Source organism: Methylosinus sp. H3A (assembly GCF_015709455.1).
Taxonomy (GTDB): domain Bacteria; phylum Pseudomonadota; class Alphaproteobacteria; order Rhizobiales; family Beijerinckiaceae; genus Methylosinus.
This window is the reverse complement of sequence record NZ_JADNQW010000005.1, coordinates 3,247,233-3,268,807: the sequence shown is the minus strand read 5'-3', so window position 1 is coordinate 3,268,807 and position 21,575 is coordinate 3,247,233. Positions and strand designations below refer to the sequence as shown.

15 protein-coding genes, 1 tRNA gene and 2 pseudogenes are annotated in these 21,575 nt (G+C 62.4%); 3 read left to right on the top strand and 15 right to left on the bottom strand.

Going from position 1 to position 21,575, the window contains the following annotated elements:
* Positions 1-47: 47 nt before the first annotated feature.
* Both IY145_RS18005 and IY145_RS18000 read right to left on the bottom strand, forming a co-directional pair.
* Positions 48-710, bottom strand: coding sequence for a CDP-alcohol phosphatidyltransferase family protein (locus tag IY145_RS18005; RefSeq protein WP_196409464.1), 663 nt, complete (start codon positions 708-710; stop codon positions 48-50).
* 73 nt (positions 711-783) lie between these two features.
* Positions 784-7,575 (bottom strand): filamentous hemagglutinin N-terminal domain-containing protein, encoded by a 6,792-nt coding sequence (locus IY145_RS18000; RefSeq protein WP_196409463.1) that lies wholly within the window; start codon positions 7,573-7,575, stop codon positions 784-786.
* Positions 7,576-7,942: 367 nt separating this feature from the next.
* Here IY145_RS18000 and IY145_RS17995 point away from each other — a divergent pair, with 367 nt between their 5' ends.
* Both IY145_RS17995 and IY145_RS17990 read left to right on the top strand, forming a co-directional pair.
* A complete protein-coding gene (locus IY145_RS17995) occupies positions 7,943-8,125 on the top strand; it encodes a hypothetical protein (protein ID WP_196409462.1) in 183 nt (60 codons plus the stop codon).
* Positions 8,126-8,250: 125 nt separating this feature from the next.
* Positions 8,251-8,933 (top strand): annotated as a pseudogene (locus tag IY145_RS17990) (IS3 family transposase); the annotation flags it as partial.
* Positions 8,934-9,034: 101 nt separating this feature from the next.
* Here the strand turns inward: IY145_RS17990 and IY145_RS26195 are convergent.
* Positions 9,035-9,163: a hypothetical protein gene (locus tag IY145_RS26195; protein WP_281433674.1), complete on the bottom strand. Its 129-nt coding sequence runs from the start codon at positions 9,161-9,163 to the stop codon at positions 9,035-9,037.
* Positions 9,164-9,462: 299 nt separating this feature from the next.
* Between IY145_RS26195 and IY145_RS17985 the strand changes: the two are divergent.
* Positions 9,463-10,650 (top strand): annotated as a pseudogene (locus IY145_RS17985) (integrase core domain-containing protein).
* A gap of 44 nt (positions 10,651-10,694) precedes the next feature.
* Here the strand turns inward: IY145_RS17985 and IY145_RS17980 are convergent.
* The 12 genes from IY145_RS17980 to nuoH all read right to left on the bottom strand — a co-directional run bounded on the left by IY145_RS17980 (position 10,695) and on the right by nuoH (position 21,575).
* Positions 10,695-10,770 (bottom strand) — tRNA-Lys (locus tag IY145_RS17980).
* Between the two features lie 116 nt (positions 10,771-10,886).
* Positions 10,887-11,120, bottom strand: coding sequence for a DUF1467 family protein (locus tag IY145_RS17975; RefSeq protein ID WP_196409461.1), 234 nt, complete (start codon positions 11,118-11,120; stop codon positions 10,887-10,889).
* A 49-nt stretch (positions 11,121-11,169) separates the two neighbouring features.
* On the bottom strand, positions 11,170-11,574 hold the full coding sequence (gene mce / locus IY145_RS17970) for a methylmalonyl-CoA epimerase (protein WP_196409460.1): 405 nt from the start codon (positions 11,572-11,574) through the stop codon (positions 11,170-11,172).
* 40 nt (positions 11,575-11,614) lie between these two features.
* Positions 11,615-13,285, bottom strand: coding sequence for a ribonuclease J (locus IY145_RS17965; protein ID WP_196409459.1), 1,671 nt, complete (start codon positions 13,283-13,285; stop codon positions 11,615-11,617).
* A complete protein-coding gene (locus IY145_RS17960) occupies positions 13,282-14,076 on the bottom strand; it encodes a biotin--[acetyl-CoA-carboxylase] ligase (RefSeq protein ID WP_196409458.1) in 795 nt (264 codons plus the stop codon). Before IY145_RS17960 ends, IY145_RS17965 begins: the two co-directional genes overlap by 4 nt.
* Positions 14,076-15,509 carry an NADH-quinone oxidoreductase subunit NuoN gene (nuoN, locus tag IY145_RS17955; RefSeq protein ID WP_196409457.1) on the bottom strand — a complete coding sequence of 478 codons (1,434 nt, stop codon included), beginning with the start codon at positions 15,507-15,509 and terminating at the stop codon, positions 14,076-14,078. Before nuoN ends, IY145_RS17960 begins: the two co-directional genes overlap by 1 nt.
* 13 nt (positions 15,510-15,522) lie before the next feature.
* Positions 15,523-17,034, bottom strand: a complete 1,512-nt coding sequence (locus IY145_RS17950) for an NADH-quinone oxidoreductase subunit M (protein WP_196409456.1) — start codon at positions 17,032-17,034, stop codon at positions 15,523-15,525.
* The gene (nuoL, locus tag IY145_RS17945) at positions 17,034-19,076 is read right to left on the bottom strand and encodes an NADH-quinone oxidoreductase subunit L (RefSeq protein WP_196409455.1); all 2,043 of its coding nucleotides are present in this window, start codon (positions 19,074-19,076) and stop codon (positions 17,034-17,036) included. Before nuoL ends, IY145_RS17950 begins: the two co-directional genes overlap by 1 nt.
* 6 nt (positions 19,077-19,082) lie before the next feature.
* A complete protein-coding gene (gene nuoK, locus IY145_RS17940; RefSeq protein ID WP_196409454.1) occupies positions 19,083-19,391 on the bottom strand; it encodes an NADH-quinone oxidoreductase subunit NuoK in 309 nt (102 codons plus the stop codon).
* Positions 19,392-19,404: 13 nt separating this feature from the next.
* Positions 19,405-20,007 carry an NADH-quinone oxidoreductase subunit J gene (locus tag IY145_RS17935; protein ID WP_196409453.1) on the bottom strand — a complete coding sequence of 201 codons (603 nt, stop codon included), beginning with the start codon at positions 20,005-20,007 and terminating at the stop codon, positions 19,405-19,407.
* A gap of 47 nt (positions 20,008-20,054) precedes the next feature.
* Positions 20,055-20,543, bottom strand: coding sequence for an NADH-quinone oxidoreductase subunit NuoI (gene nuoI / locus IY145_RS17930; protein ID WP_196409452.1), 489 nt, complete (start codon positions 20,541-20,543; stop codon positions 20,055-20,057).
* A gap of 12 nt (positions 20,544-20,555) precedes the next feature.
* Positions 20,556-21,575 carry an NADH-quinone oxidoreductase subunit NuoH gene (gene nuoH / locus IY145_RS17925; RefSeq protein ID WP_196409451.1) on the bottom strand — a complete coding sequence of 340 codons (1,020 nt, stop codon included), beginning with the start codon at positions 21,573-21,575 and terminating at the stop codon, positions 20,556-20,558.

The window sequence follows — 21,575 nt, the reverse complement described above, 5'->3', positions numbered from 1 at the left end:
GCTCTCTCCGTTTCCGCTCTGGCGATCGAACCGTCGTTTCTCGGAAGTTATTCCTCCGCTGCGATCTGCCGGGCGTCCGAGAAAGCCTTGACGGCGAGTCCCGCAACTCCGATCGCGGCGAGGATCAGAAACGCCGTATCCAGCCGAGCCGCGGCGTCATGCGCGGTCGCGTCGATTCCCCCGGCGCGCGCGACGAAAGGCCATGTGGCCATGAGAATGCGGAACTCGGTCGGGCCGAGACCGATATAGCTCATCGGCCGCGCGTGAAGCGCGATCGTGCGAACATAATTATAGGCCGAGAAGAGCAGATAGCAGGTGAGAATGACCAAGGTGGACTGAAACGATAGAAACGGCGACGCGCCGAACATGACGATGAGCAGGACTTGCGTTATCAGGTCGTTGGTCTGGCCGATGAGCTCGAGCTGACGACATGTCACGTTACGACGCCGTGCGAGCGGCCCGTCGAGCGCCATGCCGAGCCAATTGAGGAATATTCCGGCGACGAAGACCGGCAGCCATGTAGGCGACCAGCGGCAGCCGACGAGCGCCGCCGCAGCGACAATGGCGCCGATGACGCCGATCTTGGTCAAGCGCAGAGGCGTGACCGAGTCTGGCAGCGCCGCGAGGATAATGTCGGCGAGCTTTTGCTCGCCCGCGGCGAGGAAGCTCCGATCGAACCGTTCGGCATGCTCGCTGAGAAGATACGCCACGCTGCACTCCATTTCTTCTTTTTTAGGCGCCGAGCCTTCGACGAGCGGCGACCTTTCTGAGCCAGGAAGGCGCTTATTGGGCCTTCGGCGCGGGAACGTTGTTTCTGCCGCCCTTGTCGAGATCGAAATGCTGGCCGTCGACTTCGATGCTGCGGATGTGCGCGCGATATCGCGCGCCCGGCGAGGCGGCATGAACCTTGTGAACCGCGCCGGCGGAGTTTGTCGCGGCGGCGTGATGCGCCTTCGCGTGAGCGGCGGGCAGAGGCGTCTGCGTGGGCTCGCCTCCCTGAATATTATCGTCGATATCGGCTGCGGAAGCGGCGGCGATCGCCGCTCGACCCGCAGCGGCGAGAGACGCCTTCGAAACGTCCGCGGTGCGAGTAGCCGCTCGATCGGAGATCACATTGGCCGCGCCGGTCGCCGTTTGCCGTGTCTGCGCGAGCCGCGCGGCGGCGGCTGCAGCGGCGTCGGCCGCGCGCGCCGCCAACACCTGGTTGATCGTGCCATTGATATAGAACGGCGCGTCCTTGATCTGCGCGCTGGTCAGGCCACCGCCGCCCGTCACCTTGCCGGCGACGAGCTGATTTGCGAGGCCTGACGGAAAATTGGTCGCCGGTAAGCCGGGATTGACCTCGGAGTTGTAATAGCTGTTGTTGATGACGCCGGTCGTCGTGTTGTTGGGATTGCCGCTATTGTTGAAATTGACGCCGGCGATCCCGCCCGCGTAGCCGCTCTGGCCCGTCACGGCGCCGGTGGCGTAGGAATTGGAGATTAGTCCGAAATTGGTTCCGACCAACCCGCCGGCGGAAGCCAGCGTGGCGTTGGTCGTCGTGCCGAGAGCGGTCACCGATCCGGTCGCGTGTGAGCCGGTGATCGTCCCGCCGGCGTTGGTTCCCACGAGGCCGCCGGCTTGCACATTGGCGACGACATTGCCCGTAGCGTAGGAATTGGTGATGGTAGCGCTGCTGGAGCCCGCGAGGCCGCCGGCGTTGTTGCCGCCAGTCACATTGCCGGTCGCATAGGAACTGGTGATGTTGGTCGAGCCGCCTGTGCCAATAAGGCCGCCCGTGCCGGAGACGCCTGTGACATTGCCGGTGGCGTAAGAGTTGGCGATGAGTCCGTTACCCTGCGTATAGCCGACGAGGCCGCCAGCGCCCGTGCCAAAGGCCCCCGTATAGGTCACATTGCCCGTGGCGTGAGAATTCGTGATCGTCACGATGTTCGAGCCAAAGCTGCTGGCCGCGCCGATCAGGCCGCCTATGCCGGGGTTCTGGCTGACATCTGTGTTCTGATAGCTGGTCACATTGCCCGTGGCGTAGCTATTGTCCACGGTGAAGTTGGAAATCGACGACGAGACAGTGCCGACCAATCCTCCGAGATCGTAGAAACCCGTCACATTGCCGGTGGCGAAGGAGTTCCTGATGAGGATCGGAGCGGAGCCGCTCGGCACATTTCCGATGAGGCCTCCGAGACCAACGCCGATCGTGCCGCCGAGGACATTGCCGGTTGCGTAAGAATCGTAAACATTCGTATTGCTTGCGTAGCCGATCAATCCTCCGCTGTTTCCTCCGAGCGAAGAGTCGACGGTTCCGCTGGCGTGGGAACGATAGATGTTGAGATATTCGCTTCGACCGATCAGTCCTCCGGTCGTTCCACCAATCACGTTCACGGTCGAGAAGCTGTCTGAGATGGTGTTGAATACGCCGGGTTGCGGGAAGATGCCGTTATAGCCGATCAGGCCGCCGGAATTGGCGCCGATGACGGTTCCGGTGCTGTAGGCTTTGCTGATATTGGCCAAATTCGAGCCGACGAGCGCGCCGAGGAAGTTGCCGTAAACTGTCTGGGCGCCGGATGAAAAGACGACAGTGGCCGAAGAGCTGATATTGGCGTTGACGACGCCGATATCACGAATCAGGCTGCCGGCGGACGTCTGGCCGATCAGAGCGAGATTGGGAACGGGATTGTTGTTCACCAACGCCGTGGAGCTGATGGTCAGATTGCCGACGGTATGGCCGAGTCCGGCAAAAGTTCCTGAAAACTTTTCGATCAACGCATCCGTATAAATCTTCCCCGAGGCGTCGATATTCTGCCCCAGAGCGAAATTGCCAGAAGCGCTCGTCGCCGTGGTCCCGGACAGGACAGTCGCATCATGACCGTCGAGCGCATCGAGCTGCGCCACACTCTGGATGAGAGTATAGCTGGCTCCGTTGATCTTCAAGCCGGCGTTGGCGCCACTCAGCGTCACGCTTGCGTATTGCGTGCCCGCGGGAGCCAGAAGCGGGATCGGATAGCCATTGGAGTCGAAAGTGATCCCGCTATAGGTCGCCGGCGAAAGAATATTGTAGTCGCCGCCGTAATTCATCGCTAGGCCGGCGCTCGCGCCGCTCGCTGTGAGCGACGCGTTGATGTTGATGTTATTGCTCGCGTTGAGCCCGAGCGTCGTACTCGCCGACCAGCTCACCACATCATTGACGTTGATGTCGCCGTTGATCGCATTCAGGTTGAAATTGCGCGCAGCGAGAGCTCCCGCGACGAATTGCGCCGTGACGCCGCCCGAGCCGATGGTGACGCTCGGCTGCGTCCAGGACCATGTTCCATTCGTTCCCGCGTTCAGCGATAGATTATTGGCGACGAAGATCGCCTTGCCCGCCGTCTCTAGCAGGCCGCCATTGCCGCTCGTCGCCGCGAGATTGATATTGCCGCCGACTTTCGCCGTCCCGCCGAGATTGCCGACGATATAGCTGCTCAATCCCGAATTGGCGGAGCTCAACGTCAGATTCAGCGTGTTTCCAGAGACGACCAGGGCCTTGCCGCCGCGCGCCGTTACATTGCCCGATTGCTCGACGGCGTTATTGCTGGCGAGCGCGAGGAAGCCGCCGTCGACGATGACGATGTCGCCCGCAGCGACAACCGAGCCGGTCCCCCCGGATGCGACGAAGAGATAATTGCCGGCATTGAAATTGGCGTCGCTGACATTGAGCGTGCTCGCGACCAGCGCGCCGACATTGACGCTCGAGCCCGCCGTCAAAAGCACGCCCGCCGAATTCAAGATGAACACGCGGCCATTGGAATTCAGCGCGCCGGAGATAATGCTCTGCTCATTGCCCGTGACGCGATTGAGCACGACCGAGCTCGCTGAAGGCTGGACGAAATTCACCGTCTCGCCCGCAGCGATCGAGAAGCGGAACCAGTCGATGATCGCGCGGTCGGTCGTCTGCGTGACCGTCGTCGTCGCGCCGGATGTGGCGATCGACACGGAGCCGCTGACGACATGGTCGAGCGCCAGGCTCTGCGAGCCCAGCACCACCGAGCCCACAGCGCCGACGACGGTGTAATTCGGATTGCTGACGCTGAGCCCACTGAAATCGGTGATCGTCTGCACGCCTGCCACGGCGCCGGAGAGCTTCGCCAAGCCGCCGAGACTGGCGGCGTCGCCGGCGACGAGATTCATCGCCGTCAGATTGCCGCCTTTGATATCTATAGAGCCATCGGGGGATCGCGTTCCATAGATCGTCAAGGGCAGCGGCGCGATATTGGCCGTCGTCTGCGCCGCCGTGCTCTGCAGCAGATAATTGCCCGCATCCGCTCCCGTCAGCGTGAGCCCCGTGACGCTGACCGCTTTTCCTGTTCCGGTGTTCTTGTCGGAGAATTGGGGCGTCGCATAAGAAAGAACGAGATTGTCGCCCGAGACCATGCCGGGCAGCGACCATGTGATCGTATCGGCGGTCGTGCCGTCGTAGATCTTGTTCTGTCCGGCGACTGTCGCGGTGATGGGCTTTTGTCCGATCGTCGCCGCCGTCGTCTTGGCGATGGAATAATTGCTCGCCTTACCGCCATTGGCGCCATCGGCCACCGTATAGCCGATGTTGACCGTCTTTCCGTTCCCTGCGTTTTTATCTGCAAAGGCGGCGGAAGTGTAATTGATGTTCAGCGTCTGATTGCCGACGAGGCCGACGAGGCCGCCATTGGCGACGCCGCTCACCAAGGTCGCAGCTGTCGTGCCGTCATACACTTTATCGGCCACCGCGCCGGCGATCGTCAGCGTCTTCGGATTGACCGTCACGACGCCTTTGACGTTCTTATAGACGGAAGACAATAGGCTCGACGCATTCCAGGCGCCGGCGTCGACATAGCCGTTCGTCGTCACCACGATGAAGGGATTATTGGTCGTCGAGGCCGCGCTGTCGATCGCCGAGAGCGTTCCGCCGCCGCCTTGCAAGCCGAGCACGGAGAGCGACAGGCTCGCGGCCGAAGAGGTCGCGGAGCCATAGGCGGGAGCAGCGCTCGTCGTCACATAGATCGGGATCTGCGCCAAAATCGGGAAGCCGGAGGTCGATGCGGCCCAGATCGTCGAATCGAATCCGGCGTAGCTCGCGAAGGTCGACGCCTGTGCGGCAGTGAGGCTCTTGGCGCTGGAGCTGTCGGTCGGAATGGTAGCGCCCGTCGCGCTGCTCGCCGACCAATAGGCGTTGGTTATCGTGCCGCCGGTATTGTCGAACACGAATCCATAAAGCGGCGTCGAGCCGCTGTTCGCCGAATATTCCGTCGCATAGGCGTTGCTGATCGCGCCGGAATTCTTATAGGCGAAGCCCGCGCTCCAGAGAGCCGACGTATTGGTGGTGTTGAGCGCATTGGTATAGGAATTGGTGATCTTACCGGCGTTTTCGCCGACGAATCCGCCGACACGAGGCCCTAGCTCATAGAGGGTGGAGACAGGCGGCGCCGACACATAGGACTGATCGATGACGCCAGTGTTCTTGCCGACGAAGCCGCCGGCGATGGAGGTCGCATCGTTCAGTCGCAAGGTGAGGATCGTGTAGGATCGATCGATCTCGCCCGCATTCACGCCGACGAAGCCGCCGGCGTAAGTCGGCGTGGCTGTCGCCTGAGAGAAAACGAGGCCGGTGTTCGCCGAATTGAGGCGTGTGAAGCTGTCGAGGATCTTGCCGCTCACTTCATTGACGCCGACGAGGCCTCCCCCGATCCCCGTCGTGAAGACATTGCCGGCGGAATAGGACTTCGAGATCAATCCGAAATTATCGCCGACGAGGCCGCCGACGATGGCGATATTCGTGTTGGCGACGTTCATGGCGGCGAAACTGTCGACGATCGTCCCTCGATTGACATTTGCGAGCGCGCCGACTGCTGATTTCGCTGTCGCGACGCCCGAGACCGATCCACCGGAGATGCCGAGGCTGCTGATCGTCGCGCCGGCGCCGACCGTTCCGAACAGGCCGGTCGCGGCGAGCGTAGGTGAATTGAACACATGGCCGAAGCCGTTGAAAATTCCGCTGAAGACGCTCGTCTCGCCGAGCGTGGCGCCGAAGTTGATGTCCGCGCCGAGCACATATCGCCCGCTCAGATTGTTCTTCACCGCGGCGAAGCCCGCGGCATTGCCGATGACGGTGTACGTCTCGCCGTTCAGCGTCACCGTCCCTGCGCCGCTGAAATTGATCTTGCCGGCGTAGGTGTAGGTTCCAGACGCCGTTCCCATCAAAGTGAAGAGACCCTTTGGCGAGCCGTCCGCATTGAAGCCGGAGCCGTAATTCGCCACGAAAGAGGCGGTCCCCGTCGCCGTCATCACAGCGTCGATGAAGACATTGTTCGTCGCGGTCAGCGTCAGTTTGTTGCCCGACCAGCTCACCGCATCATTGACATAGATATTCCCGTCCGCGCCCTTGCCGCTCGTCGACAATATTGTGACATTGTTCGAAGCGAGCTGGCTCGTCAGCGCAGCCCCGGTGATGTCGCCGCCGACGCCGATCGTGAATCCGTCGGGATCGATGATCCAGCTTCCCGTCGCCCCGCTCGTCGACGCCGTCGTCACGACCGCACTGTCGGCCACCGTCACCTTATTGCCGGACGTCTCGATCGTTCCGCCGTCGCCGCCCTTGCGCGCCGAGGCGTCGAGCTTTCCGGAAAGATTGACCGTTCCGCCCGACGCCAGCAGCTTGATCTTTCCGACCTTCACGGTCCCGCTGCTGGACGACGAGCCGCCTGTCAGATCGGCGAGCGTGCGCGCCATGATGATCCCGCTGTTGTTGACCTGCGCCGAGAGCAGATCGTCTGCCGCTTTCGCGGTCAGCACGACCTGGCCGGCATTGGCCTCGATCAGTCCTTTATTCTCGACGAGAGCCTCGTAAGTCCCCTTGTCGATCGTGACATCGAGGAGCGAATCGCCCTCGAAATTGAGCGTCATCTGCTCGCCCGAGGCCAGAGCGACCGTGCCGAGCTTCGCTTTGATCGCCCCTTCGTTCGACACGGTCTTGCCGAGCAATGCGACATAGCCGCCTTCGCTCGCCTTGATGGCTCCCTGATTGACGACCGAGGCGGTCGAGGAGCCAGAAAACACATAGTTCCCGGCCATGAAATTGGAGTTGGAGATGTCGAGCGTCGAAGCGACGAGGCCGCCGACATTCACCTGCGCATCCTTGCCGAAGAGAATGCCCGCGGAATTGACGAGGAACACGCGGCCATTGGCGTTGAGCGCGCCGGAGATGACGCTCTGCTCATTGCCGACGACTCGATTGAGAGTGACCGACAAGGCCGTCGGCTGGAGGAAATTGACCGTCTCTCCGGCGCCGATGGAGAAGCCCTGCCAATTGATGATGGCGCGATTGGTGGACTGAGCGACGTTCATCACGCTGCCGGCGGAGGAGATCGTCGCCGCGCCATCGACGACGACGCCTCCGGTCGGATTGGCGAGCGAATAGCTCGGCAACGCCAGCACCGCGGCTATCGCCGTCATGGCGGAGAGGCCTCCCCTCAGAGCGAGCGGTTCGGGAGCAGATCGCTCGAGCACGCCTGGATGTGGCTGCGCCGGGCGGATCGCCGTTTTCTGCTTCTCGATCCGATTTCCGTTCATCGCCATAAAACCTCTTTTTCCCAAAGGCCCGGATGTTGTTCCGAAGCGCTCCACGGGGCCATCGCGGCGGCCCTCTCCCGGCCTATTCTCGAGAGTGCGAGTGGCTCACCCGAAAGTGTTATGTAAATTGTTTATATCGAAACACGGCCTACGTAGTGCAAAAAAATGGTGCAAACCCGACAAATTTGGGGCAGCATTATCAACAGGTTCCATAGCGAATAAGTTTGTGCGTATTGTCAAGAATTGATCAAATAATTATGAATTACACATTTGCAATGTGAGCGAGTCGACCTACATGACAAAACGCTCGACGCCCGTCTAGAAAGCAATCCGCGCCGATATTTTTTGTTCAAATAGCCTGAAGATCATGATCATTATTTTCCTTTTGGATACCCAGCTTCGTGACCGAGTCTGGCAGCGCCGCGAGGATAATATCGGCGAGGAAGCTCCGATCGAACCGTTCGGCACGTTCGCTGAGAAGATACGCCACGTTGCATTCCATTTCTTCTTTTTAGGCGCTGATCTTTCCTTCGTTCGACGTATCACCTGACGCGCCCTTCCTCAGAAGGCGAATCCGACCTGCAACAAGCCCTTGGTATGCCGGTCGTAGGCCGTCACGCCGCTGTTGGTTCCATAGGTATGCGCGGCTTGCGCCTTCAGCATCAATAGGCTGCCAAAACGACGGTGAGCGACCGCAGAACTCCGTGCCCGCTCGACAAGGTGAACCGGCAATTTCGGGCGGAGCAGCCGAATGCGCTGTGGCTGTCCGATTTCACTTATGTCTCGACTTGGCAAGGCTTCGTCTATGTGGCTTTCGTGATCGACGCCTTCACTCGGCGGATCGTCGGCTGGCGCGCCTCGCGCACGGCGCATGCGGGCTTCGTGCTCGACGCGCTCGAGCAGGCGCTGCATGATCGTCGGCCGGTTCACGGCGGCGGCCTCGTCCATCATAGTGATCGCGGCGTTCAATACGTCTCTATAAAATACACCGAGCGCCTCGCCGAGGCCGGCGTCGAACCCTCGGTCGGCAGCGTCGGAGACAGCTACGACAACGCGCTCGCCGAGACGATCAACGGACTCTACAAGGCCGAGCTGATTTGGCGACGCGGGCCGTGGCGGAGCTTCGAGGCGGTCGAGTTCGCCACGCTCGAATGGGTCGACTGGTTCAACAATCGCAGACTGCTGGAGCCGATCGCCCCCCGGCCGAAGCCGAAGCGCTCTATTATGCGCAACTCGAGGAGCCCGCCGTGGCGGCGGGACCCAGACGAAATGGCCTCCGGCAATCCCGGCGCGGTTCACTTCCTCGGCATGGTCAGCATCGCCACGGCCAGATACTGGCTCAAAATATCAGACTCTGACTTCGTCCATCCCCAGGGATGGGAACAAATCAACCGACAACTATACTATAACGTAACTGCGGCCGAGCGAGGACGTGGCGCCGAATTCCTGCTGATCCGCCCTATGCGCAGGCGCGGACGCCGAGGCCGATCGCCTCACGGCCGGACATTTCGGTGAAGGCGAGACTGTCCAGAGCCTGATGCCGACGCACCCAGGCTTGGATCGCCGGCGGATAGCGGCAATTCGTCAACTGAGATTCCCGAAAAATTTTCCGCAAAATCACGTAAATCCATTCGATTGCGTCGGCCGCTCCGAAAGTGAGGACCGAAACGTGAACGGTTTGCGGCGATTTCGGTGGGTTCTATCGGCTTACCGGTCGCGTTTCGACCGGGCCCGGCCGAGAGATTTTTTCGGCGCCGTCGCCCCAGCAAATTTTGCCCCAGCGGGGCAGTTCTCTAAGTCTTTTGAGCGACCTGAGACATGGGTGACAGTTTGTTCCGGACACATGGGTGACACCTCCCGCCAGGCTAGCCTGGCGGGAGGTGTCGAATGCCCTGGAAGGAGTGTTCGGTTATGGAAAAACGTCTGCGGTTCGTCGCGCGTCTGCTCGACGGCGAGGCGATGAGCGATGTGTGCCGGGAGTTCGGCATCTCGCGCAAGACGGGCTACAAGATCTTCGATCGTTACAAGGAGCACGGCCTCGAGGCGCTCTCCGACCGCTCGCGGCGGCCGGTGCGCTACGCCAACCAGCTGCCCGAGCAGATCGAAGGCCTCATCCTGCGCTGTAAGCGCGAAAAGCCCCATTGGGGCGCGCGCAAGATCCGCGAGCTGCTGCTGCGCAAGCTCGACGGCGATTTCCGCGTCCCCGCCAACAGCACGATCCATGCGGTCTTGTGCCGGCACGGCCTCGTCAAGGCGCTCGGACGCCGCCGCCCGCGCGCGCAGGGCACACAGCTCTCGCCCGGCCTTGCTCCGAACGATCTGTGGTGCGTGGACTTCAAGGGCGAGTTCAAGCTCGGCTCCGGACGCTACTGCTATCCGCTCACCGTCACCGATCACGCCTCGCGCTTCCTGCTGCTCTGCGAGGCGCTGGAATCGACCAGAGAGGACCCGGCGATCGCCGCCTTCGGCAGGCTGTTCCGCGAGCGCGGCTTGCCTCGAGCCATCCGCTCCGACAATGGCGTTCCCTTCGCCAGTCCCAATGGTCTCTTCGGCCTCTCCGAGCTCTCCGTCTGGTGGCTGCGGCTCGGCGTCGAGATCGAGCGCATCAAGCCCGGCCATCCCTAGCAGAACGGCCGCCATGAGCGCATGCATCTGACCTTGAAGAAGGAGGCGACCCGTCCGCCCGGAACGAACAGCTTGCAGCAACAGGCCCGCTTCGACGAGTTCGTCAAAGAATTCAACGAGGAAAGGCCGCATAAGGCGCTAGCCATGAAGCGCCCGGCCGATGTCTATCGCCCTTCCGCCAAGCCCTATGACGGGAAATTGCCCGAGCTCGCCTATCCCTTGCACGACCGTGATGTGCTGGTCACCGCCTGCGGGCGCATCTGCATGTATCGAAAGCGCGTCAACATCTCGACCGTGCTCGCCGGTCAGCGCTTGGGAATCAAGGAGGTCGACGACGGCATTTGGCTCGTCAGCTTCATGAGCTACGATCTCGGCTTCATCGATCTGGAGCAGAAGACTTTGCAACCCCTCGACAACCCGTTCGGCCCGAGGTTGTCACCCATGTCTTAGGAACAGACTGTCACCTATGTCCTCGGTCTGGACATTTGATATTGTGGTGAGCGCGATGGGACTCGAACCCATGACCCTCTGATTAAAAGTCAGATGCTCTACCGACTGAGCTACGCGCTCGCTCGAAAACCGCTTCGAACCGCGGGCGTCGCCTCGCGGATCATCGCGACCCCAGCGTTCGACCCCTACCCGTTGACGACGGAGCGGTCAACCCCGCCTCCCGCCAGATCGATCCTCTATCCCGCCCACTTCACATAAAGCACGAAGAGCGCGAACAAAACCGTAGAAACGAGCGTCGTCACGACGGCTTTCATCCAGAGCTTCGGCGCCACGGGCGCGCCGGGATCCACTCCCGTCGGCGTGTCGTCCTCTTCCTCCGATGAGCGAACCCCAAAAGGCAGAATCGCAAATAGCACGATCCACCAGATGGTGAGATAGATCGCGATCGCGAGCGGCGTCGTGAATGGCACGGTCTGCGCTCCTTGGCCTTACGCCGCCTTTCCGCAAAGGGCGCGCAGCTCAGGCCTGCTCGAGTTCCAGCAGCGCCCCATTGAAGTCCTTCGGATGCAGGAAGAGCACCGGCTTGCCGTGCGCGCCGATCTTCGGCTCTCCGTCGCCCAGCACGCGCGCGCCGGACGCCTTCAGCCGGTCACGCGCCGTCACTATGTCGTCGACCTCATAGCAGAGGTGATGAATCCCGCCGGCCGGATTCTTGGCGACGAAGCCCGCGATCGGCGATCCTTCGCCGAGCGGCTGCAGCAATTCGATCTTGGTGTTGGGCAACTCGACGAAAACGACCGTGACGCCATGCTCGGGAATAGCCTCCGGCTCAGTGACCTTTGCGCCGAGCGTGTTTTTATAGGTCGCCGCCGCCGCCGCGAGGTCCGAGACGGCGATGGCGACGTGATTCAAGCGTCCGATCATGACGTTTCCCTGAAATTTCTCCAGAGACCTAAATGCGCCATCAAGCCTCGATGATCAATACATGCACCTGAGGTTTCTTGCCCCAGACGGCGTTGACGCTGGCCCGCACGGCGCGCTCCACGGCCGTCGCCGCGGCGTCGAAATCCCGGCGCTTCTGCCGCGGAAGATTGTCGAAGGTGCGGAAGATGGCGTCGTCCACCACCTCGCCCATATCCTCGCCGTCTCGGCCCTTCTTGGGCAGGCCGGAGATCAGCACGTCCGGATCGCCGATGAGGTCGCCGCGCTTGTCGATCGCGAGCGCCAGCGAGACGACGCCGGAGAAACTGAGCTTGGCGCGCTCCCGCACAGCGCCGTCGTCCTCCGAGATCAGCACGTCGCCATCCTTGAGGAGACGCCCGGTCGGCGCTTTGCCGACGACGCCGGGCTCGCCGGGGAACAGGCGCACGATATCGCCGTTGCGGGCGCCGATCGTTCTCTCCACGCCGCGCGCCTTCGCAAAGGCGGCATGTACGGAGAGATGATGCCCTTCGCCATGCGCGGGCACCGACACGCGCGGCCGCACCCAATCATAGAGCTGCGCCACCTCGCCACGGCGCGGATGGCCGGAGCAGTGGACGAGATGATCATGATCGGTGATCACCTCGACGCCCAGATCACAGAGCTTGTTGATGACGCGATGAACTTCCCGCGTGTTGCCAGGAATGGCGCGCGACGAAAAAATCACCCTGTCTCCGGTCGCGAGCTTGATGACCGGATGTTCCTTCTCCGCCACGCGCGCCATGGCCGCGCGCGTCTCACCCTGGCTACCCGTCGCGAGCACGACGATTTTGTCGCGCGGCAGCGCGGAGAACATGTCGAGAGACAAAAAGGGCGGCAGGCCGTCGAGAAAGCCACATTCGCGCGAGACCTGGATGACGCGCTCCATCGCGCGGCCGGCGATGACGACGCTGCGCCCCGCCGCCTGCGCCGCCTCGGCGACGGCGCGGATGCGCGCGACATTTGACGCAAAGGTCGTCACCAGAACGCGCTCCTTTGCCTCGCCGATGAGCTTGCGCAGCGTCTGCGCCACGTCGCTCTCGGAGAAACTGTCGCCCTCACGCAGAATATTGGTCGAATCGCAGATCAGCGCGTCGACGCCCTCGTCGCCGAGCGCCCGGAACCGCGCCGCGTCGATGCGATGGCCGACGCCGGGCTCGGGGTCGATCTTCCAGTCGCCCGTGTGAATGGCGAGCCCGAGCGGCGTGCGAATCGCCAGCGCATTGGCTTCCGGAATCGAATGGGCCACGGCGACGAACTCGACATCGAAGGGGCCGATGTCGAGGCGCTGGCCAGTCGCCACAGTGACGACCTTCACATTCGGCGCGCCAGCCTCGCTAAGACGCCGCGCCTCGAGCAGGCCTGCCGCGAAACGAGTCGCATAGACGGTGCAACCGAGCTTCGGCCAGAGAAAGGACAAGGCGCCGATATGATCTTCATGGGCGTGGGTGATGACCAGCCCCACGAGATCGCGGCGGATCTTCTCCACGAAAGACACGTCCGGCATCAGCAGATCGACGCCGGGAAGCTCCGGGCCGGGAAAGGCCAGGCCGCAATCGACCATCAGCCATTGCCGGGCCTTTGGCGGGCCGAAACCATAGAGAGCGGCGTTCATGCCGATCTCGCCGAGACCGCCCAGCGGCGCAAAGACGAATTCGCTCGTTACCTCGTTCATCGGCCTCGCTCCGGCTCGGGCCGGGCCGCCGCGAGGGCCGGCAAGAAGATGTCTCCCGCTTCGATGGCGCGTCGGCCGCTGCGGGTAGAAATAATAAGGCGTCCGTCGGCGTCGATCGTCTCGAATATTCCAGCAACCGTCTCCCGCGCGAGCCGCGCCTCGATTTCGCCGCCCAAGCCAGCCGCATGTCCGAGCCAACGCTCGCGCAGCAAGGGAAACCCGGCGCCGCCTGCCCAGAGAGCCAGCGTCTCCTCCATCTTGTCCGAGAGCAAAGCAAAGAGCGCGCCGGCCCCGGGCCCGCTCAAACGCGACAAATCGCTCGCCGGCACGGGAAGATCGCGCGGCGCGGCGGCACAATTGACGCCGACGCCGATGACGCAACCGAAAGTCGCGCCCGCCCGTACGCCTTCGAGCAGCACGCCCGCCAGCTTTTCACCGTCCAACAGCACGTCGTTCGGCCATTTGAGCGCGAGTCGATCGACCGCGCCGGTGGACTCGATCAGTGCGGCGATCGTCGCGAGGCCGGCGACGAAGCCGAGTTGCGGCGCGAGGGCCGGAGGGCCGAAACCCGACAGAAGCACACTCGCATGAAGATTACCCTCGAGCGAACTCCAGCTGCGGCCTAGGCGGCCACGGCCTTTGGTCTGACGGGCTGCGACAATCCACAAAGGGCCCGCATCGCCTCCCTCCGCACGACGCTTGGCTTCGTCATTCGTCGAGTCGATTTCGTCGTAAATCTCGAGACGAACCCCGCGCGCGAGAGCGCGATCACCTAGCTTCACGCCTTCCATCAGAACAGGGATTTCGCCGCCGCCGTCGCCGCTTCCACGACCGGCGCCGGATAGAGCCAGAAGCCGAGCAGGAACAACGTCGAGACCGCGAGCACCGCGCGAAGCGACAAAGGCGAATGATCGAAGGCCGGAGCCGGATCGTCGAAATAGATCACCTTGACGACGCGCAGATAGTAGAAGGCGGAGATCGCGCTCGCCAGCACGCCGACGATGGCGAGCGGAAAGAGCCCGGCCTCGACCGCGGCCAGCAGCACGTAATATTTCGCGAAGAAGCCCGCGAGCGGCGGCACGCCCGCCAGCGAGAACATCAGCATGGCGAGGAAAAAGGCCGCCACGCCATTGTTGCGCGAGAGTCCCGAGAGATCGGCGATCTTCTCGACCGGATGGCCGTCGACGCGCATCTGCAGAATCGCGGCGAAGGCGCCGAGAGTCATCACCAGGTAGATGGCGAGATAGATGGCGACGCCGCGCACGCCCGCCTCATTGCCCGCGGCGAGCCCCACCAGCGCGAAACCCATATGGCCGATCGAGGAATAAGCCATCAGGCGCTTGATATTGGACTGGCCGATCGCCGCGAAGGAGCCGAGCAGCATGGAGGCGATGGCGAGGAAGATCACGATCTGCTGCCATTGTCCGACAATGCCCGGAAAGGCCGTGAAGACGATGCGCGCGGTGATCGCAACCGCAGCCATCTTCGGCGCCGAGGCGAAGAAGGCGGTGACCGGCGTCGGCGCGCCCTCATAGACGTCCGGCGTCCACATATGGAAGGGCGCGGCGGACATTTTGAAGGCGAGCCCGGCCAGCACGAAGACGAGGCCGAAGATCACGCCGAGCGGCGGCGCGCCGGTGATCGATTTGGCGATGCCGTCGAAGGAGATCGTGCCGGCGAAGCCGTAGAGAAGCGAGGCACCATAGAGCAGCATGCCGGACGAGAGAGCGCCGAGCACGAAATATTTGAGGCCCGCCTCGGAGGCGCGCGCGTCGTCGCGGTCGAAAGCGGCGACGACATAGAGCGCGAGCGACATCAGCTCGAGGCCGAGATAGAGCGCGATGAGATTATCGGCCGAGACGAGCAGCAGCATGCCGACCGTCGACAGCAGAACCAGCACCGGGAATTCGAAATTGCCGAGCCGGGCGCGCTGTAGATAGTCGCGCGACATCAATATCGTCACCAGCGAGCCGACGAGCGTCAGCGCCTTCACGAAGCGCGCGAAGGCGTCGTCGACGAAGGCGCCCTCGAACAGCGAGGCTTCCGACGTCTGGCCGAAGAACAGCGCCAGAATGGCGAGCCCGATCAGCCCCACGGCGAGCTCGTTGACGAGGCCGAAGGCTCGTGTTCCGCGCCAGGCGCCGATGAGGATCAGCGCCAGCACGCCGAGGACGAGGATGGTTTCCGGCAGGAAGTGATGCGCGAGGGCGGTTGAGAACGACATCGTCAGCGACCGATCATTGAACAGCCTGGGCGACGACTTTCGCCGCATTGGCCAGGGCCGTGTGAGATTGCAGGAGATTGGCGACGGAGGCTGCGGAAGCCTCAAGGATCGGCCCCGGGCGCACGCCGTAATAGATGGTGAGCGCGATGAGCGGCACGAAGAGGACGAGCTCGCGCGCCGAAAGATCGCTGATCGATTGCAGCGACGGCTTGTCGAGCGGCCCGAAGACGACGCGTCGATAGAGATAGAGCGCGTAAGCGGCCGACAGGACGACGCCCGTCGTCGCGAACAGCGCCACCCAGCTATTGGCGACAAAGGCTCCGGCCAGAGTCAGGAACTCGCCGACGAAGCCGGATGTTCCGGGCAGGCCGACATTCGCCATGGTGAAGATCATGAAGGTTACGGCATAGAGCGGCATGCGATTGACGAGGCCGCCATAGGCCGCGATCTCGCGCGTATGCATGCGGTCGTAGATCACGCCGACGCAGAGGAACAGCGCGCCGGAGACGAAGCCGTGTGAGACCATCAGGAACATCGCGCCCTGCACGCCCTGCGGCGTCAGCGTGAACAGGCCCATGGTGACGAAGCCCATATGCGCGATCGAGGAATAAGCGATGAGCTTTTTGATGTCCTCCTGCACCAGCGCGACGAGCGAGGTGTAGATGACGGCGATGACCGAAAGCGCATAAATGAGCGGCGCAAAATAGGCCGACGCGTCCGGGAACATGGGCAGCGAGAAGCGGATGAAGCCGTAGCCGCCCATCTTCAGCAGAATGGCGGCGAGGATCACAGATCCCGCGGTCGGCGCCTCGACGTGAGCGTCCGGCAGCCAGGTGTGGACCGGCCACATCGGCATCTTCACCGCGAAGGAAGCGAAGAAAGCGAGCCACAGCCAAGTCTGCATCGACGGCGGGAACTGCGTCTCGAGCAGAGTGACGATGTCGGTCGTGCCCGTCTTGCCATAGATCGCCAGAATGGCGATGAGCATCAAGAGCGAGCCCACGAGCGTGTAGAGGAAGAATTTGAAGCTCGCATAGACGCGCCTTTTGCCGCCCCAAATGCCGATGATGAGGAACATCGGAATGAGGCCGCCCTCGAAGAAGAGATAGAAAAGCACGAGATCGAGCGCGCAGAACACGCCGATCATCAGCGTCTCGAGGACGAGAAAAGCGATGAGATATTCCTTCAGGCGAAACTTCACCGACTCCCAGGAGGCGAGAATGGCGAAGGGCGTCAGGAAGGTCGTCAGCAGCACGAAGGGTATGGAAAAGCCATCCACACCCATTTTGTAAGTGAGGCCGGAGCCGAACCAGCTCTTCTGCTCGATGAGCTGAAAGGCTGCGCTCGCCGTGTCGAAGCGCCCCCAGACGACGAGCGAGAGCAGAAAGACGACGATCGTCGTCAGCAGCGCGGCCCATTTGGCGTTGCGCAGCGTCGCCTCGTCCTCACCCTTGAGCGTGAGAATGAAGGCCGCGCCGACCAGCGGCAGAAAGGTGAGGCCCGTGAGAATGCCGAAACCGAACATCAGCGCAGACCTCCCGCGACGAACCAGGTGATGACCGCCGCGACGCCGATCAGCATGGCGAAGGCATAGTGATAGACATATCCGGTCTGCAGTTTCACTGCCAGACGCGCCCCGTCGACGACGCGCGCGGCGATACCGTCCGGGCCGAGCCCGTCGATGATCCGTCCGTCGCCGCCCTTCCACAGCAGACGACCGAGCGCGAAGGTCGGACGCACGAAGATCGCGTCATAGAGCTCGTCGAAATACCATTTATTGAGCAGGAAGCGGTAGAGCCGCGGGAAGGCGTGCGCGATCTTCTGCGCCGTGCCCGGGGCGAGTTGGTAGATGAAGAAGGCGACGAGGAAGCCCAAAACCATCATCACCGTCGCGGCATAGGAAACCCAATGCGGGATCTCATGCATCGCGTGCAGAATGTGATTGTCATGACCGGTGAACAGAGCGCCCTTCCAGAATTCGTCATAGGCGTGCCCGGCGAAGTCGCCCATGAACACGGCGCCCGCCGCTACCGCGCCCACCGCCAGAACGGCGAGCGGGATCAGCATGACGATCGGCGACTCGTGCGGCGCGTGATGGCCATGGCCATGGGCGTCATGTGCGTGATCGTCATGAGCATGGTCGTCACCATGCGCGTGAGCGTCGCTATGCGCCGCATGGGCGTCGCCATGCGCCTCCTTCGCCTTGCCGAAGAAGGTCATGAAGACGAGACGCCAGGAGTAGAAGGAGGTGAGGCCCGCCGCGACCACGGTCGAGACGAAGGCGAAATAAGCGACGCTGTGGTGCTCTCCGGCCGCGAAAGCCGCCTCGATGATCGCATCCTTGGAGAAGAAGCCCGCGAAGCCGAGCTCCGTCCCCGGAATACCGACGCCGGTGAGCGCCAGAGTGCCGATCGTCATCATGGCGAAGGTGAAGGGAATCTTGTTCCACAGCCCGCCCATGTTCCGCATGTCCTGCTCGTGATGCATCGCATGGATGACCGAGCCGGCACCGAGGAACAGCAGCGCCTTGAAGAAGGCGTGGGTGAAGAGATGGAACACGCCGAGCGAATAGGCGCCGACGCCTTCGGCCACGAACATATAGCCGAGCTGCGAGCAGGTCGAATAGGCGATGACGCGCTTGATGTCGTTCTGCACGAGGCCGATCGTCGCCGCGAAGAAAGCCGTTATGCCGCCGATCAGCGTGACGAAGGCGAGCGTGTCCGGCGCATATTCGAAGATCGGCGACAGGCGCGCGACCATGAACACGCCCGCGGTCACCATTGTCGCGGCGTGGATGAGGGCGGAGACCGGCGTCGGGCCCTCCATCGCGTCCGGCAACCAGGTGTGCAGCAGGAATTGCGCCGATTTGCCCATCGCGCCGATGAAGAGCAGGAAGGTCGCCAGCGTCAGCGCGTCGAAATCGGCGCCGAACACATGGATCTTATGGCCGGCAATGCCAGGAACGGCGGCGAACACCTGCTCGAAGCTCAAGGATTGCGTGAGCTGGAAGACGAGGAAAATGCCGAGCGCGAAGCCGAAGTCGCCGACGCGGTTGACGACGAATGCCTTGATGGCCGCGGCATTGGCCGACGGCTTCTGATACCAGAAGCCGATGAGAAGGTAGGAGGCGAGACCAACGCCCTCCCAGCCGAAGAACATCTGCACGAGATTATCGGCCGTCACCAGCGAGAGCATGGCGAAAGTGAAGAGCGACAGATAGGCGAAGAAGCGCGGACGGCTCGGATCCTCGTGCATATAGCCGATCGAATAGAAATGCACGAGCGCGGAAACGCTGTTCACGACGACGAGCATCACCGCCGTCAGCGAGTCGACGCGCAAGGCCCAATCGACACTGAGCTTGCCCGAGGTGAACCAATTGGCGAGCACTGGCGCGCTGGCGTGGCCATGGCCGAGCGCCACGTCGAAGAACACGATCCAGGAGAAGCCCGCCGCGATGAACAGCAGCGTCGTCGTCACGAGCTCCGACGCCCGCGCGCCGATACGCCGCCCGAACAGGCCCGCGACGAGAAAGCCGATGAGCGGCAGGAAGACGATTGCTTGGATCATCGGCGCTCAGCCCTTCAGAGAGTTGATGTCCTCGACCGCGATCGTGCCGCGGTTGCGGAAATAGGTGACGAGAATGGCGAGGCCGATGGCCGCCTCCGCCGCCGCCACCGTGAGGATGAACAGGGCGAAGACCTGACCGGTCAGATCGCCGAGCGAGGCCGAGAAGGCCACGAGATTGATGTTGACCGACAGCAGGATCAGCTCGACCGACATCAATATGATGATGATGTTCTTGCGGTTGAGGATGATGCCGGCGACACCGAGCGTGAACAGGATCGCCGAGACGACGAGATAATGAGTGAGGCCGACGACCATTGCTGCGATCCCCTCAGACGCCCGCCCGCGAGGGCACTTTCTTGATCTCGATGACATTGTCGCGCGTGCGCGCGTTCTGCTCCTCGATCTTCTGCCGCTTGACGCCGGGCCGGTGATGCAGCGTCAGCACGATCGCGCCGATCATGGCGGTGAGCAGCACCAGAGCCGAGGCCTGGAAGAAGAGGAAATATTTGGTGTAGAGCACCTGCCCCAGCGCGGCCGTATTGGAGACGCCCGCGACGATCGGCGCAGCGGCGGCCTCCTGCGCGCCGGGCGCGCTCTGCCAGCCGAGCGCGACGAAGCCGAGCTCGCCGAGCACCACAGCGCCAACGGCGGCGCCGATCGGCAGATATTTGGTGAAGCCCTGGCGCAGCTCCGCGAAGTCGACGTCGAGCATCATCACCACGAAGAGGAACAGCACGGCGACCGCGCCGACATAGACGACGACGAGGATCATGGCGAGGAATTCGGCCCCGGCGAGCAGGAAGAGCCCCGCGCCATTGACGAAGGCGAGGATGAGATAGAGCACCGAATGGACCGGATTGCGCGAGACGATTACCGCGAAAGCCGATGCGATCAGCACCGCCGAGAAAAGATAGAAGAATGCCACAGCCACTTTGTCGTCCTCTCTCGAGAGCCTCGTTGTCCGGGCGATTCTCGCCTTTAGCGATAGGGAGAATCGAGCGCGATGTTGCGCGCTATCTCGCGCTCCCAGCGCGCGCCGTTCTCGAGCAGGCGCTCCTTGTTGTAGTAGAGCTCCTCGCGCGTCTCGACCGCGAATTCCTGGTTCGGCCCTTCGACGATGGCGTCCACCGGACAGGCTTCCTGGCAGAAGCCGCAATAGATGCATTTCACCATGTCGATGTCATAGCGCGTCGTGCGACGCGTGCCGTCATTGCGGCGCGCCCCGGCCTCGATGGTGATCGCCTGCGCCGGACAGATCGCTTCGCAGAGCTTGCAGGCGATGCAGCGCTCCTCGCCATTGGGATAGCGGCGCAGCGCATGCTCGCCGCGGAAGCGCGGCGAGATCGGGTTCTTCTCGTGCGGATAGTTGAGCGTCGCCTTCGGCTTGAAGAAGTAGCGCATCGACAGAAAGAAGGCTGCGATGAACTCGGCTAGGAAGAGCGACTTGGCCGCTTGATCGAGCTTCATGACGTCACTCCCTTAGTTCGCGCCCGCCGAGCCGGCGAATTGCAGAATGCCGGCGACGACGATCACCATGACGAGCGAGATGGGCAGGAAGACCTTCCAGCCGAGCCGCATGAGCTGGTCGTAGCGGTAGCGCGGCACGAAGGCCTTCACCATGGCGAAAAAGAAGAAGAAGAACGTGACCTTCAGGACGAACCAGATCACGCCCGGAATCAGAGTGAAGGGCGCGACATTGACCGGCGGCAACCAGCCGCCGAAAAAGAGGATCGTCAGCAAGGCGCACATGGTCAGGATCGCGACATATTCGCCGAGCATGAACAGCATGTAGGGCGTCGCCGAATATTCGATCATGAAGCCGGCGACGAGCTCCGATTCCGCCTCGACGAGATCGAAGGGCGGGCGGTTCGTCTCGGCCAGCGCCGAGATGAAGAAGATGATGAACATCGGCAGCAGGCGCAGCCAATACCAGCCGAGGATTCCGTATTGCGAATCCTGCGCGCGGACGATCTCGGTGAGGTTCAGCGAGCCGGCGCAGAGCAGAACGGTGATGATGACGAAGCCGATCGAGACCTCATAGGACACCATTTGCGCCGCCGAGCGCAGCGCCGACAGGAAGGGGTATTTCGAGTTCGACGCCCAGCCGCCCATGATGATGCCATAGACGCCGAGCGACGAGATGGCGAAAATATAGAGAATTCCGACATTGAGATCGGCGACCGCCCAGCCGTCATTGACGGGGATGACCGCCCAGGCCGCGACCGCGAGCATGGCCGTGATGAAGGGCGCGAGCAGGAACACGCCCTTATTCGCCGTGTCCGGGATCACCGGCTCCTTCAACACGAATTTGAGCATGTCGGCGAAGCTCTGGAGCAGGCCCCAGGGTCCGACGACATTGGGGCCGCGGCGCAGCTGCACGGCGGCCCAGACCTTGCGGTCGATGTAGATCGCATAGGCGAGATAGATCAGCAGAGCGACGGTGAGAACGACGCTCTTTACGATGATCAGGAGAAGGTTCAGCAGCCAGCCGTCGATCAC

Coding starts and splice junctions, on each gene's coding strand:
- IY145_RS18000 (WP_196409463.1), bottom strand. CDS start 7,575: ATGAACGGAAATCGGATCGAGAAGCAGAAAACGGCGATCCGCCCGGCG.
- IY145_RS17995 (WP_196409462.1), top strand. CDS start 7,943: ATGATCATTATTTTCCTTTTGGATACCCAGCTTCGTGACCGAGTCTGG.
- mce (WP_196409460.1), bottom strand. CDS start 11,574: ATGATCGGACGCTTGAATCACGTCGCCATCGCCGTCTCGGACCTCGCG.
- IY145_RS17965 (WP_196409459.1), bottom strand. CDS start 13,285: ATGAACGAGGTAACGAGCGAATTCGTCTTTGCGCCGCTGGGCGGTCTC.
- IY145_RS17960 (WP_196409458.1), bottom strand. CDS start 14,076: ATGGAAGGCGTGAAGCTAGGTGATCGCGCTCTCGCGCGCGGGGTTCGT.
- nuoN (WP_196409457.1), bottom strand. CDS start 15,509: ATGTCGTTCTCAACCGCCCTCGCGCATCACTTCCTGCCGGAAACCATC.
- IY145_RS17950 (WP_196409456.1), bottom strand. CDS start 17,034: ATGTTCGGTTTCGGCATTCTCACGGGCCTCACCTTTCTGCCGCTGGTC.
- nuoL (WP_196409455.1), bottom strand. CDS start 19,076: ATGATCCAAGCAATCGTCTTCCTGCCGCTCATCGGCTTTCTCGTCGCG.
- nuoK (WP_196409454.1), bottom strand. CDS start 19,391: ATGGTCGTCGGCCTCACTCATTATCTCGTCGTCTCGGCGATCCTGTTC.
- nuoI (WP_196409452.1), bottom strand. CDS start 20,543: ATGAAGCTCGATCAAGCGGCCAAGTCGCTCTTCCTAGCCGAGTTCATC.